We start from the raw sequence: 16,785 nt of genomic DNA, 5'->3' as shown, positions 1-16,785 counted from the left end.
ACGTCGGGATCCTCCGGGCGCGCGGAGCGCCGATCACTTGTACTTGGGAAGCAGCTCGTCCATGGGGACGGACGAGGGGAGCACACGGAACGTCTTCAGAACCTGCGTCATCGCCTTCTGGAACGCAGAAGCCGTGGCCGCAGACGAGGTTACCGTAGTGGGCTCGTCGAGGGTGACGATGACCACGTACTGCGGGTCGTCCACGGGGGCGTAACCGACCATGCTGGTGAAGTAGATGCCCGCCTTGTAGGCGCCGTTCTCCCCGGGCTTCTCCGCGGTCCCGGTCTTGGCCGCGATGCGGTAGCCGGGCACCGCGATGTCGTCCGCCAGGCCGCCCTGCACGGCGACGTTCTCGATCATCCGCGACAGCTCCGCGGCCGTCGCCTCGGGCAGCACGCGCTCGGGCTTGGGGGCGGTGACCGCCTTGTCCTCACCGTCGGAGGAGGTGCAGGACTCGACGAGCGACAGCGGCACCTTGACGCCCTTGTTGGCGATGGCCTGGTAGGCGCTCGCCACCTGCGGGGCGGTCACGGTGAAGTACTGGCCGAAGGTCGTCGTGTAGTGCGACTGGTTGTCCCAGTCGGACACGGGGTGGAGAAGTCCGGGCTCTTCGCCGGGGAATCCGACGGCCGTCTCGGAGCCCACTCCGAACTTCCGGAAGTCGTCATATCGTTGCTGATCCGTGACCATGTCCCCGTACTTGGACATGGCCACGTTGGAGGAGTCGATGAGCGCGCCGGCGAGCGTGTACTCGTACGTGTCGTGCCCGACCGCGTCGTTGACGACCGCGCCGTTCGGGAACTCCTCGTGGCTGCCGGCGACGACGCTCGTCTCCCAGGTCGCCCCGGCATGCTCCATGACTGACGCGGCGGTGATCGCCTTGAAGGTGGATCCCGGTTCGAAGGTGGTCGTGAAGATGCGGTTGCCGCGGTCCTCGGGATCGGACGCGCCCGGGTCGTTGGGATCGACCGAGGGGTACTCCGCAGCGGCCCGGATCTTCCCGGTGGCGACCTCCACGACGGTGACCGAACCGGTCTGCGCTCCCTTGCTCTGCGTCTCCTCGGCGATCATCTGCTGCAGATACCACTGCAGCTCGCTGTCGATCGTCAGCTTCACGGTGCCGCCGTCGACGGCCGGCTTCTCGCGGTGACTGCCGGGGATGATCACCCCGTCCTCTCCGCGCAGGTACGTCTCCTCGCCGGGCGTGGCCGCGAGACAGGAGTCCTGGAGCTCCTCCATGCCGGTCTTCGTCTCCCCGTCCCCCGTCACGAAGCCGACGAGGTTCCCCGCGACCGCGCCGTTGGGATACTGCCGCACGTCACGCGGCGGGGAGAAGAGGTACGGGAGCTTCAGCTCGCGCAGCTTGAGGAACTGGTCGGTGGTCGCTCCCCGCTTCAGCAGCGCGTACTGGTTGTCGGGATTCTCCGCAAGGGCGTCGGAGACGACGCCGCGCACCTCCTCCGCGGACTCGCCGATGATCGCGGCGATCTTCTCCGAGGCCTCCGCCCAGGGCAGTTTCGGGGGGTTCTCCTCGTCCTGCTCCAGCGTCATGATCGTCTTCGGGTTGAGCTCGACGTCGTAGACGAGCACGCTCTGCGCCAGGACCGATCCGTTGGCGTCGACGATGGATCCACGGACGCCGTCGATCGGCTGGGTCAGTCCGAGGTTGCCCGTCTCGATCGAGTCCTCGACGTGGGCGGCGGCGTTGACGACCTGGATGTCGACGAGCCGGACGACGAAGCCGACCACCACCGCGAGGATCACCGCCAGGGCGACCACCGTCCGTCGGCGAGGGCTGCGGGTCGCGCGCGTCGTCATCGGGTCTCCGTCCGGTCGTCTTCCGTCGCTGTCGTGTGCCGGACGCCCGTCCGCCGGTGTCGTCCGTCGTCTATTCCGTGCCGCCGAAGGACGGGGTCGGCAGGCCCTCGGCCTGCGGCGGGACGTTCGTGTCCGGTGTCTCCGTAACCGGTTCTACGCCCTCGGACACCGGTGCACCGGCCGTCTCCTCCGGCGTGTCGGAGACCAGCGCGTTCGGCACCGCGCCGGAGCCGCGTGGGTTCACCGTCGAGGCGTACCCTGCGCCCTCCCCCGCCCCGATGAGCGCGCCGTCGCTGAGACGGATGTAGTTGGCGCTGCCGCCCACGACGAGCCCCAGGTCCGCGGCCGCCGCGGCGAGGGACTGCGGCGAGCTGAGACCGGCGAGCTCCTCGGCGGCGGCCTGGCCCTGCCAGGTCAGCTCCTTGTTCTGCTGCGTCAGCTGGGCCACGGTGAAAGAGTCCTGCGTCGTCGCGATCGAGAGCGCGATCTGTGCGATGCCGATGAGCACGGCGCCGGCCAGCGCCACGATGGCGTAGACGAGCTTGGGGCGGCGACGGGACGCCGGTCGCTCGAGCGGGCGGAGTCGGCGCTCACGGCCCGGCTCCTCGGTTCCCGGCAGCAGGGGTTCGGCGGCGAGGCTCATGCGGATGTGCTCCTCTGTTCGCGGCGGCGCGCTTCGGCCGGAGGGGTCAGGGCGGGACGGATGCGCTCGGCGGCGCGGAGACGGACCGGGATCGCGCGCGGGTTGGTCGCGCGTTCGGCCTCGGACGCCTGCTCGGCGCCCTTGGTGAGCGTGCGGAACCGCGGCGCGTGCTCCGGGAGCTCCATCGGCAGGCCTGCCGGCGCCGTCGACGACGAGGCCGCGGCGAAGGCCTGCTTGACCAGGCGGTCCTCGAGGGACTGGTACGACATCACGACGATGCGCCCGCCGACCTCCAGGGCGTCCATGGCGGCGGGGATCGCGTCGGCCAGGACGCTGAGCTCGCGGTTGACCTCGATCCGCAACGCCTGGAAGACCCGCTTGGCGGGGTGGCCTGCGCGCTGCGCCGCGGCGGGGGTCGCCGCGACCAGCACGTCGACGAGGTCGCCCGATCGCGTCAGCGGGGCCTGCTCACGAGCGTGGAGGATCGCCCGCGCATAGCGGGCGGCGAGCTTCTCCTCGCCGTACCGCTCGAAGATGCGCCGCAGATTCCCCTCGGAGTACGTGGCGACGACCTCGGCGGCGGTGATGCCGGAGGTCTGATCCATCCGCATGTCCAGCGGCGCATCCTTCGCGTAGGCGAAGCCGCGGTCGGCCTCGTCGAGCTGGAGGGAGGACACGCCCAGGTCGAAGAGGATCCCGGATGCGCCGTCGGCGTGCTCGCCGATCGCGTCGTAGACCGTGTGCACCAGGGTCACCCGGTCGCTGAAGCGCGCGAGGCGCTCCCCCGCGATCCGCAGGGCGTCCGTGTCGCGGTCGAGGCCGATCAGGCGGATGTTCGGGAGACGCTCCAGGAACGCCTCGGAGTGCCCGCCCATGCCCAGCGTGGCGTCGACGAGGATCGCACCGTCGTGCTGCAGGGCCGGGGCCAGCAGCTCGACGCAGCGGTCGAGGAGGACCGGGGTGTGGATGTCGCGGATGCCCATGATGTGCGGGGCCCCGATCCTGGATCCTGATCCCCATCCGCTCGGCCCGGCACCGGGGAAGGTGCGCCGGGTGGGAGCGGCTGGGAGTCACGACCCAGGTCAGAACAGTCCCGGGATCACCTCCTCTTCCATGTCTGCGTATGCGTCCTCGTTGCCCTCCGCGTAGGCGTTCCACGCGGCGGCGTCCCAGATCTCGGCGTGGGCGCCGACACCGGTGACGACGAGCTCCTTCTCCAGCCCCGCGTAGGTCCGGAGGTGGGCGGGGATGGTGATGCGGTTCTGGCTGTCCGGCATCTCGGCGCTGGCACCGGAGAGGAACATGCGCAGGAACGCGCGGGCCTCCTTGTTGCTCAGCGGCGCCTGCCGGATCCGCTCGTGGACGGTCTCGAACTCGGCGGTGCTGAAGACGTAGAGGCACCGGTCCTGCCCGCGGGTGACGACCACGCCGCCCGCCAGATCCTCACGGAACTTGGCCGGGAGGATGACGCGGCCCTTGTCGTCGAGCTTGGGGGAATGGGTGCCCAACAGCATCGGCCCTCACCCCCGTTCTTGCCGCCCGTCGCGCCCTGCTGACCCGCTTCCTCCACTTTACTCCACTCTCCTCCACTTTCCTACGGCAATGTCGCGGATTCCCAGGTTCACGGACACCGAAAAGGCCCTCGTCCCGCGGAATCACGGGGACGAGGGCCGGTGGAGGGAAGTGGAGTGCAGGTGGAGGGCCGGTGGAGGAAACGACGAAGGGCCCGGATGCGGAAGCACCCGGGCCCTTCGAAGGAGTGACGGTCACCCCGTCACGGGATCATCGTTCCTCGTGTCGACGATCCCAGCGATCGTTCATCCGATCCATGAAGGAGGGACCGGCCGGTGCCTTGGTGCCGTGATCGGGGCGCGCGGCCGGCGGGGCCGTCCTGCGCACGGGGGTCACGGCCAGCATGACGCCACCGAGCATCGCGGCGAAGCCCACGACGCCGATGACGATTCCCAGGACGTCGCCGATGGCGACTCCCGCGACGAGGGCGCCGACGCCGGCGAGCAGGAGGACCGCGCCGTACACGAGATTGCGATAGCTCAGTGTGCGGTCGCCTGCGGGCGCGCTGACGACATCGGCGTCGTTCTGCATGAGATGGCGTTCCATCTCGTCGAGCAGACGCTGCTCCTGTTCTGAGAGTGGCATTCGTCCCCCTCGGGTTGAGTTCCCTCCAGTCTACGCTCGCGCGCTCCCGCGAAGCTAGATGTTCGCCGTACGCTCAGTAGGCTGTAAGCGTGCCGAATCCGTCTCCCGTTCTGGCGGCCGTCACGGCCCGCGTCGACGCTTTGATCGCGCGCATGCGCACCGAGACCGCCGGCGACGGTCCGGACGCTGCGGCGTTCGTCGAGGCCGCCGCGCGGACCCTCGAGGGGGGCAAGGGGCTGCGGGCGCGCTTCTGCCGGACCGCCTGGGCCGCGGTCGCCCGCGCCACGGATCCGCAGGCCGCCGAGAACGACGCCGTGTGGGACGTGTGCGCCGCGCTCGAGGTGTTCCAGGCCGCCGCTCTGGTGCACGACGACCTCGTCGACAATTCCGACACCCGCCGCGGCCGCCCGTCCGCGCACCGCGCGTTCGAGGCGGAGCACGTCGCCGCCGGGTGGTCCGGTCCCGCCGCCGGATTCGGCCGCTCCGCCGCATTGCTCCTCGGCGACCTCCTCGTGGCCTGGAGCGACGACCTGCTGGAGCACGGCCTGGCCGGGCACTCCGCCGCCGCTGCCGTGCGCGCCGAATACGCGCGGATGCGACGTGACGTGACCCTCGGTCAGTACCTCGACATCGCCGAGGAGTCCGCCTGGAGCGTGAACGACGACGCCGAGCACGCCACCCGGGCACTGCGCATCGTCTCGCTCAAGGCCGCGCGCTACAGCGTCGAGCAGCCTCTGCTCATGGGCGGGGCGCTCGCCGGCGCCGATGCCGCGCAGCGCGAGGCCCTGCGCGGCTTCGGCCATCCGATCGGCATGGCCTTCCAGCTCCGCGACGATGTCCTGGGGGTCTTCGGCGATGAACGCGTGACCGGCAAGCCCTCCGGCGACGACCTCCGCGAGGGCAAGCGGACCCTCCTCATCGCGTGGACGCGCGAGGCGTTGGCAGCACCGGGCCGACGGATCGTGGACGAGCTCCTCGGCGATCCCGCCCTGACCCGCGATCAGATCGAATCCCTGCAGGCGACCATCGTCGAGTCCGGGGCGCTTGCACGGGTGGAGGAGCTCATCGCGCGGTACGGGACGGAGGCCGAGGAGGCGTTGCGCGACGCACGTCTCGACGCGGAGGCCACGACCGAGCTGCGCGCCCTCGCCGAAGCCGCGACGGTGCGCTCGGCCTGATCCCGCTCGGCCTGATCCCGGCCCACACCAGAACAGGCCAACACGCCAGATCAGGCTCCCACGGACACATCCCGCCTGATCCCGCCCGAACGCCTGACCCGGCATCACCACGTGGACGCGTGGCCTGATCGCACCCAAGCAAGCCAGAACAGGCCAACACGCCAGATCAGGCGCAGAGCACCGGATCCCGCCTGACCCCGCGCGAACGCCTGAACTGGCGAGCCCGCGGGCTGACTCGCGCGAGGACGCGCGCGCGAAGACGAGACCGCGTCAGGCGTCAGGCGTCAGGCGAGCGTCCGGGCGACGCGACGCACCTCGCTCTTATGCCCGTCGCGCAGAGCCTCGATCGGCGCGCGACCGATGGTGTCGTCGGGAGCGAGCAGCCAGTCGATCGCCTCATCGTCGGAGAAGCCAGCGTCCTTGAGGACGATCACGGTGCCCCGCAGCGAGGGCAGCGGATGGTCGCCCTGCAGGAAGACCTCGGGCACGGCGGGGGCGCCGCCGCGGCGCGAGGCGATCAGATGCTGCTCGTCGAGCAGACGCCGGACGCGCCCGAGGGGTTCCCCGAGACGCTCCACGAGCTCGGGCAGGGTCAACCAGGCGGTCGGCACGGAGGCGGGTTCAGTCGCAGACACCCCTCCATGCTCTCATCCGCCCGACGCCTCCTCGGCTGCGATCTCGCCGGTCAGGATCACAACAGTCACACTGGTCACTTTGCATTACACCAGTTGACTCGTTTATCGATTCGTGACACGGTCGTAGAGGCCGATTCGGCCGGGAACGCCCCCGGGGAAACCGCCCCTCGGGACCGAACAAGGGGGGAAGCCTTGGCACCCGACACGGCGCGACGACGCGCGACCATCACCGGCTGGACTCTGCCCGCCGCCTTTCTGACCACCGTCGCCGGGGCATTGGCGGCCCTGCCCGCCGCGGCGGCGGAGCCCGAGCCCCTCCCCCGCGAGAACCGCGGCCCGGAGCGCGACGCCTCCGCATTCCTGCGTGGGCTCGCGGGCGTGACGCACACGGGCATGACCTCGACGACGGCGGAGGCCCCGGCCGACGGCGTCGGTGCGATGGCGGCGCCGGCCGCCTACACCGTGGTCGCCGGCGACACCCCGTACGACATCGCCACTCAGTTCGACATCTCCGTCTCCGAGCTGCTCTCGTGGAACGGCCTGACCGCCGCCTCGATCATCTACCCCGGAGACGTGCTCCGGCTCACCCCTCCCGACACCCCTGCCGCCTCGCCCGCCCCGGCCTCGGATCCGGGGACGGCCGACGCGGGCTCCGCGGAGGACGCCGGTTCGACGTACACGGTCCAGCCGGGCGACACCCTGTGGGCCATCGCCGAGCGGTTTCAGACCACGGTCGCCTCGCTCTATGCGCTGAACGGCCTGGGCCCGGACTCGATCATCTACCCGCAGCAGGTTCTGCGGGTCGTGGCCGAGGCGGCTCTGCCGATCCTCGACGCCGCCCCCGCCGCCGACCCCGCCCCGTCCGGCGACCCCGCGCCGGCTCCGACGCCCGCGCCCGACCCGTATCAGGCGCCGCCCACGGTCCTCGACGACGAGCAGCGGGACAACGGACGGCTCATCGTCGCGATCGGACGCGAGCTCGGCGTCTCCGACCACGGGATCAGCATCGCCCTCGCCACCGCGATGGTGGAATCCAACATGCGCCACCTGCCCGGTGGCGACCGGGACTCGATCGGGCTGTTCCAGCAGCGCCCGAGCACCGGGTGGGGAACCCCGGAGCAGATCCACGACCGCGACCGGAGCATCCGTGCCTTCTACGGGGGGCCGTCGGATCCCAACGGCGACACCACTCGGGGCCTGCTCGACATCGAGGGCTGGGAGGAGATGCCGTTCACCGAGGCCGCCCAGGCCGTGCAGATCTCGGCCTTCCCGAACCGCTACGGGCTCTGGCAGCCGCAGACGGACGTCTGGGTCGCCGAGCTCGGCTGACCGCGTGAGCAGGGCCCGGGGCGATCGCCCCGGGCCCTGCTCGTTCCCGGGCAAGTGCGAGCCGTTGCCGGGGCTTTCAGCAAGGCCTCTCTAGACTTCTGACGTGACGACCAGCCAGCAGACCGACCCGCTCATCGGGCGGCTCGTCGACGGCCGGTACCGGGTCCGGGCCAGGATCGCCCGCGGCGGTATGGCCACGGTCTACGTCGCCACGGATCTCCGGCTCGAGCGGCGGATCGCGCTGAAGGTCATGCACGGCCACCTCAGCGACGACTCCGTCTTCCAGAGCCGCTTCATCCAGGAGGCCCGCGCCGCCGCCCGCCTCGCGGATCCGCACGTCGTCAACGTGTTCGACCAGGGCCAGGACGGCGAACTCGCCTACCTCGTCATGGAGTACCTCCCCGGCATCACGCTGCGCGAGCTCATGCGCGAGCAGAAGCGGCTGACGGTGCCCCAGACGATCACGATCATGGACGCGGTGCTCGCCGGTCTCGCCGCCGCGCACCGCGCCGGCATCGTCCACCGCGACGTCAAGCCGGAGAACGTCCTGCTCGCGGAGGACGGCCGCATCAAGATCGGCGATTTCGGGCTCGCGCGCGCCACGACGGCCAACACCGCCTCCGGCGCCCAGCTCATGGGCACGATCGCGTACCTCGCGCCCGAGCTCGTCACCCGCGGGACGGCGGATGCGCGCAGCGACATCTACGCCCTCGGCATCATGCTGTACGAGATGCTGACCGGCGAGCAGCCGTACAAGGGCGAGCAGCCGATGCAGATCGCCTTCCAGCACGCGACCGAGTCGGTCCCGCGCCCGAGCGTCCGCAACCCCGGGGTGCCCGAGCAACTGGACGAGCTGGTCCTGTGGGCGACCGAGAAGACGCCCGACGAACGACCCTCGGATGCGCAGGAGATGCTCGACCGTCTCCGCGCCATCGAGCGGGAACTCGGCATCACCCCGGCGGTCACGGCGACCAAGGCGTCCTCCGCGGCCGCGCCGATGCGAGACTCCGGCGAGCTGACCCTGGTGATGCCCGGCGCCCCGCCCGCGCCCGCCGCCACGGCGGAGCAGGCTCCGGTCGACAACGCCACGATCCTGCGACGGCGCGTGGCCCGTCGCCGCTCGCGCGGCGCGTTCCTGCTGGTGCTCGTGCTCCTGCTGGCCTCCGCGGCGGCGGGCGCCGGCTGGTGGTTCGGCTCCGGTCCGGGCTCCCGGGTGGCCGTCCCCGACGTCGCCGGAAGCAGCTTCGAAGAGGCATCCGCCGAGCTGTCCGCACTGGAGTTCGTGCCCGTGCAGGGCGCGGCGACGTCCCTCGACGTCCCCGCCGGCGAGGCGATCGGCACGGATCCGGGAGCCGGCGAGCGACTGGACAAGGGTGCGCAGGTGACGGTGATCATCTCCCAGGGCCCCGCCGAGAAGCAGGTGCCGCGGCTCAACGACCTGTCGGAGACCGCGGCCACGGATGCGCTGAAGAAGCTGAACCTCGTCGTCGGCGCGTCGACCGCGACCTACGCGGACGCCGACGCCGGGCTCGTGATCAACGCCCTGGCCACGCCGCGCGGCGGCGGAGAGGCGTTCGAGTGCGGCGAGGGGTGCACCGTGCACGAGGGCGACACCGTCTCGCTGTTCACATCTCTCGGCGCCTTCCCCGACGTCGTGGGAATGAAGCTCGACGATGCCGTCGCTGCCCTCCAGGAGAAGAAGCTCGTGCTCGGCGAGACGCAGCACCAGTTCAGTGACGACGTCGAGAAGGGCCGGGTCATCAGCACCTCGGAGCGCGACGGAGGCGGCAACTGGCGTCCCGGGGACACGATCACGCTGGTCGTCTCCGACGGACCCGAGCTGTTCCCCATCCCCGATGTGCGAGGGATGACCAGGGACGAGGCGAAGGCGGCGCTCGAAGACGCCGGCTTCACCGCGGACTACGCGCCCGTGTGGAACGCCATCATCGACAGCGCGACCGAGGTGACCGCGCAGAAGCCCGGCACCGGGGAGATGGTGCCGTTGGGGACGCGAGTGACGCTGACGATCACCGTGTCGCTCTGACGCGCCGGCGCACCGGCGTCATCCAGCCACCGGGAGTTCACCTCCCGTCCATCTGCCCGGCACCGTCCGGCCTCCCTGCGTCTCCACGCTGGCATCATCCCTGATCCCCGATGTCCGTGGAGTCCCCATGCGCCTTCGTCCTCTGTCCGCCGCCGTCCTGACGGCCTGCCTCGCCGGCGGCGTCGTCGGCGCCGCCGCCCTCCCCGCGGCCGCGGAGTCCGCGGCCCCGGCCGAGGCCGGCGCCGCGTTCTTCCAGCGCACCGCGACCTATCCCGTCTTCCAGAACGTCCCCGAAGGGGTGGATCCTGCCGCTCCGACCGTGGCCGAGATCTCCACGATCACCGAGGACGGCACGGTCGTCTACACCGACGCCGCGGGCAAGCGCATCGGCTTCCTCGACGTGACCGATCCCGCGACACCGATCGGGACGGGGACCGTGGACCTCGCCGATCTCGGTCACGCCGACGACCAGCCGACGTCGGTGACGGCCTACGGCGAGTACCTGCTCGTGGTCGTGGATGAGACGGGTGGCGACTTCACCGCGCCCCGGGGCCGCCTCGACGTCCTCCGCGCCGCCGACCGCTCGCTCGTGCGCTCGATCGACCTCGGGGGCCAGCCGGACTCGATCGCGGTCTCCCCTGACGGCGCGTTCGCGGCGATCGCGATGGAGAACCAGCGCGACGAGGAGGCCACCCCCGACGGCGGCGAGGAGGGGGACCTCCCCCAGCTCCCCGCCGGCTTCGTCCAGATCCTCTCCCTCGGCGACGACCCCGCGCGGTGGACCACGGACGCGGTCTCCTTCCTCGATGCGGACGGGGCACCCGTGCCCGTCGTCGCGTCCGCGGGATGGGACACCCCGGAGGACCCCGAGCCGGAGTACGTGACGATCGACGAGCGCAACAAGCTCGCCGTCACCCTGCAGGAGAACAACGGCGTCGCGGTCATCGACCTCGCGACCCGTGAGATCGAGAGCGCCTTCTCCGCCGGGTCGGTCGCGCTCTCCGGCGTGGACACTGTGAAGGACGGCCGGATCGACCTGACCGGATCGCTCCCGGCGGCGCCGCGCGAGCCCGACGCGATCGCCTGGGTGGGCGACGGACTGGTCGCCACCGCGAACGAGGGCGACTGGAAGGGCGGCACCCGGGGCTGGACGGTCTTCGACGCCGCCGACGGCACGGTCGTCTGGGACGCCGGCTCCTCGTTCGAGCATCTCGCCGTGCAGCATGGCCTGCACGCCGAGTCGCGCGCGGAGAAGAAGGGGGCGGAGCCGGAGGGATTGGCGTTCGCGACCTTCGGCGGCACGCCGTACGCCTTCATCGCGAGCGAGCGCTCCAACTTCGTGGCGGTCTACGACATGACCGATCCCCGCTCCCCGCAGTTCCGCCAGGTGCTCTTCACCACGAACGGGCCCGAGGGCGTCCTGCCGGTGCCGGAGCGCGACCTGCTCATCGTCTCCAGCGAGACGGACGAGGCCGAGAACGGGGTCCGCGCCGCGGTGAACGTCTTCACCTTCGGACCGGACGCCCCCGCCCAGCCGAGCATCGTCTCCGACACCGTGGAAGGGAGCCCGCTCGGCTGGTCCGCCCTCGGCGCTCTCGCGGGAGACCCCGTCGATCCCGGCCTCGTCTATGCGGCCAGCGACGCGGTGCTCTCCCCCGCCACGGTCTTCACCGTGGACGTCACCTCGGCGCCCGCGCGCATCACCGGCTCCCTCGCCGTCACCGAGGCCGGCGCCCCCGCCGCCTTGGACGTGGAGGGCCTCGCCGTGGCCGAGGACGGCGGCTTCTGGCTCGCCGTCGAGGGCGCGACGGGTCCGGAGAACGCCGTCGTGCGCACCGATGCGGACGGAGCGGTGACCGAGCGGTTCCCCCTCCCGGAGGACATCGCCGCGCACGTGGGCAAGTGGGGGCTGGAGGGCGTGACGACGACCGGCACCGGAGCCGACCTGCGCGTGTGGACCGTGCTCCAGCGGCCGCTGTGGAACGACCCGACCGATACCGACGCCGGGACCGTGGACGGCGACGGCGTGACGCGCATCGGGCGCCTGGACCCGGCGACCGGAACGTGGGACTGGTTCGGCTACCGCCTCGACGCCACGCAGACCGCCGGCGACTGGATCGGCCTGTCCGAGATCACCGCGATCGACGACACGACGCTGGCGATCATCGAGCGGGACAAGCTCAACGGCCCTGCGGCGGCCGTCAAGCGCGTCACGCGCGTCGACGTCCCGGAGATCGCGCCGTCGGCGGAGGGTCTGACCGTGCTGGAGAAGAGCACCGCGATCGACGTCCTCCCCGCGCTGCAGGCGACGAACGGCTGGACGCAGGAGAAGCTGGAGGGCTTCGCGGTCGCCGCCGACGGCGCGCTCTACGCGGTCACCGACAACGACGGTCTCAAGGACGCCACCGGTGAGACGGTGTTCCTGCGACTGGGCACCGCCGAGGAGGCGTTCCCCGCCGTCGGGCCGACCCCGGAGCCGACCCCGACGCCGGAGCCAACTCCGGAGCCCAGCACGACGCCCGAGCCCAGCACGACGCCGGAGCCGACGGCCCCTCCGACCGCGGCTCCGACACCGAGCGACCCGGGCGCGCTGCCCGCCACGGGCGCGGACGCCGCACGCCTGCTGCCGCTCGCGCTGGGCGCGGCCGGGCTGCTCGCCGTCGGCGGGTCGCTGGTGCTGGCGCGTCGAGCCCGCCGCGGCTGATCCCGGCGCTGGGGCGCCGCGTTTCGTCTCGTCGCTGCGCTCCTCGCTCAACGACCGAGGGTATCTCCCGGTCGTTGAGCGAGCGAAGCGAGACGAAACGAGGGCGTCTCCCGGTCGTTGAGCGAGCGACGCGAGACGAAACGCGGCGCGGGCCCACGCACGCGCGCAGGGCGCCTCCCCGCGCGGGGAGGCGCCCGTCGCGCGTGCGTCCGTCAGCGCTTCTCGAGCTCCTCGGCCACGAGGAACGCCAGCTCCAGCGACTGCATGTGGTTCAGGCGCGGGTCGCACAGGGACTCGTAGCGGGTCGCCAGACCCTCTTCGTCGATCTGCTCGGACCCGCCCAGGCACTCGGTGACGTCGTCGCCGGTGAGCTCGACGTGGATGCCGCCGGGGAACGTGCCGACGGCGCGGTGGGCCTCGAAGAAGCCGCGCACCTCGTCGACCACATCGTCGAAGCGCCGGGTCTTGTACCCGGTGGCCGACGTGATCCCGTTGCCGTGCATCGGGTCGGTGACCCACAGCGGCGTCGCGCCGGAGTCCTTGACCGCCTCGAGCAGCGGAGGCAGGGCGTCGCGGATCTTCCCCGCCCCCATCCGCGTGATGAACGTCAGCCGGCCGGGCTCGCGATTCGGGTCCAGCTTGTCGATCAGGGCCAGCGCCGTCTCGGGCGTCGTGGTCGGGCCCAGCTTCACGCCGATGGGGTTGCGGATCCGCGAGAAGTAGTCGACGTGCGCGCCGTCCAGGTCGCGCGTGCGCTCCCCGATCCACAGGAAGTGGGCGGAGGTGTTGTACGGCGTGTTCGTCCGGGAGTCGATCCGCGTCATCGGCCGCTCGTAGTCCATGAGCAGCCCCTCATGACCGGTGAAGAACTCGACGCGCTTGAGCTCGTCGAAGTCCGCGCCCGCGGCCTCCATGAACTTGATCGCCCGGTCGATCTCCGCGGCCATGCGCTCGTAGCGCTGGTTGGCGGGGTTCTGAGCGAAGCCCTTGTTCCACGAGTGCACCTCGCGCAGGTCCGCGAACCCGCCCTGGGTGAAGGCCCGGATGAGGTTCAGCGTCGAGGCGGCGGTGTGGTAGCCCTGCAGCAGCCGTGCGGGGTTGGCCTCACGGGATCCCTCGGTGAAGTCGTAGCCGTTGACGATGTCGCCGCGGTAGGCGGGAAGCGTCACGTCGCCGCGCGTCTCGGTGTCGCTGGAGCGCGGCTTGGCGAACTGGCCGGCCATGCGGCCCATCTTCACGACCGGCATCGAGGCGCCGTAGGTGAGCACCACGGCCATCTGCAGCACCGTCTTGATGCGGTTGCGGATCTGGTCCGCCGTGGCCCCGGCGAACGTCTCGGCGCAGTCGCCGCCCTGGAGCAGGAACGCCTGTCCGGAGGCGGCGCGGGCGAGACGGTCGCGCAGGTTGTCCACCTCACCGGCGAACACGAGCGGGGGCAGGGCGGCGATCTGCGTGGAGACCTCGGCGACGCGGGCGGCATCGGGCCACTGGGGCTGCTGCTTGATCGGGAGGGAGCGCCACGCGTCGATTCCATCGAGGTGCTGAAGCATCCCCCCATCCTACGGGGCTCCCGCGGGGCGATCGCGCGTCAGGAGGCCTGTGTGACGGCCGCGCTCAGGCGCTCCTTGACGGCCGACGCGTAGACGTCCTCGTACTGCTGCTGGCCGAGGCGCTGCAGGGCCACCATGATCTCGTCCGTGACGGATCGGAGGATGTAGCGATCGTTCTCCATCCCGGCGTACCGGGAGAAATCGAGAGGCTCGCCGATGACCATCCCGACCCGCATGACGTTGGGGATGCGCTGCCCGGTCGGCATCGCCACGTCCGTGTCGACCATGACCACGGGGATCACCGGCACCCGCGCCTCGAGCGCCATCCGGGCGATGCCCGTGCGCCCGCGGTAGAGCTTGCCGTCGGGACTGCGGGTCCCCTCCGGATAGATCCCCAGGAGATCTCCCCGGCCGAGGACGCTGAGGCCGGTGTTCAGCGACGCCTCCGATGCCTTCCCGCCGGAGCGGTCGATGGGAAGCTGACCGGTCCCCTTCATGAACATCCGGGTCGCCCAGCCCTTGAGCCCGCGGCCGGTGAAGTAGTCGCTCTTCGCGAGGAAGGACACCGGGCGGTCCAGCATCAACGGCAGGAAGATGGAGTCGGAGAAGGACAGGTGATTGCTCGCCAGGATGGCGGCGCCCTTCGCCGGGACGTTCGCGCGTCCGACGATCCAGGGCCGGAACACGGCCTTGACCACCGGGCCGATCACGACGTACTTCAGGATCCAGTAGATCATCGTCGTGCAGTCTACCGCCGGGCGCCCCGACGGACGAGTGCGGAACCGGGTCCCAGACGATCTGCGACTCGATCTCATCGCGATGCGCCGCGCAACCGCCCCCGCGTGGCCTAGACTCCTGAAAAGGCCGCCACCCGTCCGGTACCGAAGGAGTTGCCGTGGTCCAGTTCGAAGTCCCCGCGATCGTCCCCGCCGACCCCGAGGCGAACATCACCGATCTCCTGGTGCAGCGCGTCGAGAAGACGCCGAACCTCGCTCTGTTCTCCGTTCCCGACGGCGCCGGCTGGCGCGACGTCTCCGCCGCCGAGTTCCAGCGCGCCGTCATCGCCCTGGCGAAGGGCTTCGTCGCCGCCGGCATCCAGCCGGGCGAGAAGGTCGGCTTCCTCGCGCGCACGACGTACGAGTGGACGCTCGTGGACTTCGCGCTGTTCTACGCGGGCGCCGTCATGGTGCCGATCTACGAGACCAGCTCCCCCTCCCAGATCCAGTGGATCCTGGAGGACTCGGGAGCCATCGCCGTGATGGTCGAGTCGGCGGAGCACTTCTCCCGCCTCGACGAGGTCCGCGGCGACCTCCCCCTCGTCCGCGAGGTCTGGCAGATGCACCTCGGCGCGCTCGACGCGCTCACCGCGCAGGGCGCCGAGGTCACCGACGAGGAGGTCGAGCGCCGCCGCACGATCGCGAACGCCGCGGACATCGCCACCCTCATCTACACGTCCGGCTCCACGGGGCGCCCGAAGGGCTGCGTGCTGACCCACAGCAACTTCGTCGAGCTCGCCCGCAACGCGGCCAAGGCGCTCGACGACGTCGTCTCCACGCCGGGGGCCTCGACCGTGCTGTTCATCACCACCGCGCACGTCTTCGCCCGGTTCATCTCGATCCTCGACGTGCACGCCGGGGTGCGCACCGGCCACCAGCCCGACACGAAGCAGCTCCTCCCCGCGCTCGGCTCGTTCAAGCCGACGTTCCTCCTGGCCGTGCCGCGCGTGTTCGAGAAGGTCTACAACTCGGCGGAGCAGAAGGCGGAGGCCGGGGGCAAGGGCAAGATCTTCCGCGCCGCCGCCGCGGCCGCGGTCGAGCACTCACGGCTCCAGGAGGAGGGAGCGAAGATCCCCCTGGGCCTGCGCATCAAGTTCGCGCTGTTCGACCGGCTCGTCTACAGCAAGCTGCGGGAGGCGATGGGCGGCAACGTCGTGTACGCCATCTCCGGCTCCGCGCCGCTCGGCGCGCGCCTCGGGCACTTCTTCCACAGCCTCGGCGTCGTGATCCTCGAGGGATACGGGCTCACCGAGACCACGGCGCCCGCCACGGTCAACCTCGCCGACAAGTCCAAGATCGGCACCGTCGGTCCCGCCCTTCCCGGCGTCGGGATCCGGCTCGCCGAGGACGGCGAGATCGAGGTGCGCGGAATCAACGTCTTCAAGGAGTACTGGAACAACCCGGACGCGACCGCCGAGGCGTTCGACGACGGCTGGTTCCGCACCGGCGACATCGGCTCCTTCGACGACGAGGGCTTCCTCACGATCACCGGCCGCAAGAAGGAGATCATCGTCACCGCCGGCGGCAAGAACGTCTCCCCTGCGGCGCTCGAGGACCCGATCCGGGCGAACCCGATCGTCGGCCAGGTCGTGGTCGTCGGAGACCAGAAGCCGTTCATCTCCGCCCTGGTCACGCTGGACCCGGAGATGCTCCCGGCCTGGCTCGCCAACAACGGCCTGTCCGCGGACATGCCCCTGGCCGAGGCCGCGCGCAACGACGCCGTCCGTGCCGAGGTGCAGCGCGCGATCGACCACGCGAACACGCGAGTCTCGCGGGCCGAGTCCATCCGGAAGTTCACGATCCTCCCGTCCGAGTGGACCGAGGCCAGCGGGCACCTCACCCCCAAGCTGTCGATCAAGCGGAACGTCATCCTGAAGGACTTCGCCGACGACATCGCCGCCATCTACGACGAGCCGACGGCGACCACCACCGTTCCGCTGGGCTGACGCCC

At 71.0% G+C, this 16,785-nt stretch carries 13 protein-coding genes; 5 read left to right on the top strand and 8 right to left on the bottom strand.

Going from position 1 to position 16,785, the window contains the following annotated elements:
* Nucleotides 1-33: 33 nt before the first annotated feature.
* The 5 genes from V6R91_RS15830 to V6R91_RS15810 form a co-directional block, all read right to left on the bottom strand.
* Nucleotides 34-1,818 carry a peptidoglycan D,D-transpeptidase FtsI family protein gene (locus V6R91_RS15830; RefSeq protein WP_336396051.1) on the bottom strand — a complete coding sequence of 595 codons (1,785 nt, stop codon included), beginning with the start codon at nucleotides 1,816-1,818 and terminating at the stop codon, nucleotides 34-36.
* A gap of 70 nt (nucleotides 1,819-1,888) precedes the next feature.
* Nucleotides 1,889-2,461: a hypothetical protein gene (locus V6R91_RS15825; protein WP_336396050.1), complete on the bottom strand. Its 573-nt coding sequence runs from the start codon at nucleotides 2,459-2,461 to the stop codon at nucleotides 1,889-1,891.
* Complete coding sequence (gene rsmH / locus V6R91_RS15820; RefSeq protein WP_336396049.1) at nucleotides 2,458-3,444, bottom strand: 16S rRNA (cytosine(1402)-N(4))-methyltransferase RsmH; 987 nt, start codon at nucleotides 3,442-3,444, stop codon at nucleotides 2,458-2,460. The genes V6R91_RS15825 and rsmH overlap by 4 nt, the downstream gene beginning before the upstream one ends.
* Nucleotides 3,445-3,543: 99 nt before the next feature.
* Nucleotides 3,544-3,975, bottom strand: a complete 432-nt coding sequence (gene mraZ / locus V6R91_RS15815; RefSeq protein ID WP_067249391.1) for a division/cell wall cluster transcriptional repressor MraZ — start codon at nucleotides 3,973-3,975, stop codon at nucleotides 3,544-3,546.
* Nucleotides 3,976-4,243: 268 nt separating this feature from the next.
* A complete protein-coding gene (locus V6R91_RS15810; protein WP_231820577.1) occupies nucleotides 4,244-4,618 on the bottom strand; it encodes a DUF3040 domain-containing protein in 375 nt (124 codons plus the stop codon).
* Between the two features lie 89 nt (nucleotides 4,619-4,707).
* Between V6R91_RS15810 and V6R91_RS15805 the strand changes: the two genes are divergently transcribed.
* Complete coding sequence (locus tag V6R91_RS15805) at nucleotides 4,708-5,796, top strand: polyprenyl synthetase family protein (protein ID WP_336396048.1); 1,089 nt, start codon at nucleotides 4,708-4,710, stop codon at nucleotides 5,794-5,796.
* A 284-nt stretch (nucleotides 5,797-6,080) separates the two neighbouring features.
* Here V6R91_RS15805 and V6R91_RS15800 read toward each other — a convergent pair whose 3' ends face one another.
* Entirely contained in the window at nucleotides 6,081-6,431 is a 351-nt protein-coding gene (locus V6R91_RS15800; RefSeq protein ID WP_231820575.1) for an Rv2175c family DNA-binding protein, read from the bottom strand.
* A gap of 192 nt (nucleotides 6,432-6,623) precedes the next feature.
* Here V6R91_RS15800 and V6R91_RS15795 point away from each other — a divergent pair, with 192 nt between their 5' ends.
* The 3 genes from V6R91_RS15795 (at nucleotide 6,624) to V6R91_RS15785 (ending at nucleotide 12,508) form a co-directional block, all read left to right on the top strand.
* Complete coding sequence (locus tag V6R91_RS15795) at nucleotides 6,624-7,760, top strand: LysM peptidoglycan-binding domain-containing protein (protein ID WP_336396047.1); 1,137 nt, start codon at nucleotides 6,624-6,626, stop codon at nucleotides 7,758-7,760.
* Nucleotides 7,761-7,863: 103 nt separating this feature from the next.
* Nucleotides 7,864-9,804, top strand: a complete 1,941-nt coding sequence (gene pknB / locus V6R91_RS15790) for a Stk1 family PASTA domain-containing Ser/Thr kinase (protein WP_336396046.1) — start codon at nucleotides 7,864-7,866, stop codon at nucleotides 9,802-9,804.
* Nucleotides 9,805-9,931: 127 nt separating this feature from the next.
* Nucleotides 9,932-12,508 carry an esterase-like activity of phytase family protein gene (locus tag V6R91_RS15785; protein ID WP_336396045.1) on the top strand — a complete coding sequence of 859 codons (2,577 nt, stop codon included), beginning with the start codon at nucleotides 9,932-9,934 and terminating at the stop codon, nucleotides 12,506-12,508.
* 212 nt (nucleotides 12,509-12,720) lie between these two features.
* On the opposite strand, the gene V6R91_RS15780 is transcribed toward V6R91_RS15785, so the two are convergent.
* Nucleotides 12,721-14,058: a class II 3-deoxy-7-phosphoheptulonate synthase gene (locus tag V6R91_RS15780; RefSeq protein ID WP_067250490.1), complete on the bottom strand. Its 1,338-nt coding sequence runs from the start codon at nucleotides 14,056-14,058 to the stop codon at nucleotides 12,721-12,723.
* A gap of 38 nt (nucleotides 14,059-14,096) precedes the next feature.
* On the bottom strand, nucleotides 14,097-14,795 hold the full coding sequence (locus V6R91_RS15775) for a lysophospholipid acyltransferase family protein (protein WP_067250494.1): 699 nt from the start codon (nucleotides 14,793-14,795) through the stop codon (nucleotides 14,097-14,099).
* Nucleotides 14,796-14,953: 158 nt separating this feature from the next.
* Here V6R91_RS15775 and V6R91_RS15770 point away from each other — a divergent pair, with 158 nt between their 5' ends.
* Nucleotides 14,954-16,780, top strand: a complete 1,827-nt coding sequence (locus V6R91_RS15770) for an AMP-dependent synthetase/ligase (RefSeq protein ID WP_336396044.1) — start codon at nucleotides 14,954-14,956, stop codon at nucleotides 16,778-16,780.
* Nucleotides 16,781-16,785: the final 5 nt, after the last annotated feature.

This window comes from Microbacterium sp. CCNWLW41, from assembly GCF_037083505.1.
This window is presented reverse-complemented; position numbering and strand designations above follow the sequence as displayed.

Bases quoted from the DNA above. Each gene is read 5' to 3' on its own strand.
- V6R91_RS15780 (WP_067250490.1), bottom strand. From the start codon at position 14,058: ATGCTTCAGCACCTCGATGGAATCGACGCGTGGCGCTCCCTCCCGATC.
- V6R91_RS15825 (WP_336396050.1), bottom strand. From the start codon at position 2,461: ATGAGCCTCGCCGCCGAACCCCTGCTGCCGGGAACCGAGGAGCCGGGC.
- V6R91_RS15785 (WP_336396045.1), top strand. From the start codon at position 9,932: ATGCGCCTTCGTCCTCTGTCCGCCGCCGTCCTGACGGCCTGCCTCGCC.
- V6R91_RS15830 (WP_336396051.1), bottom strand. From the start codon at position 1,818: ATGACGACGCGCGCGACCCGCAGCCCTCGCCGACGGACGGTGGTCGCC.
- rsmH (WP_336396049.1), bottom strand. From the start codon at position 3,444: ATGGGCATCCGCGACATCCACACCCCGGTCCTCCTCGACCGCTGCGTC.
- V6R91_RS15810 (WP_231820577.1), bottom strand. From the start codon at position 4,618: ATGCCACTCTCAGAACAGGAGCAGCGTCTGCTCGACGAGATGGAACGC.
- V6R91_RS15775 (WP_067250494.1), bottom strand. From the start codon at position 14,795: ATGATCTACTGGATCCTGAAGTACGTCGTGATCGGCCCGGTGGTCAAG.
- mraZ (WP_067249391.1), bottom strand. From the start codon at position 3,975: ATGCTGTTGGGCACCCATTCCCCCAAGCTCGACGACAAGGGCCGCGTC.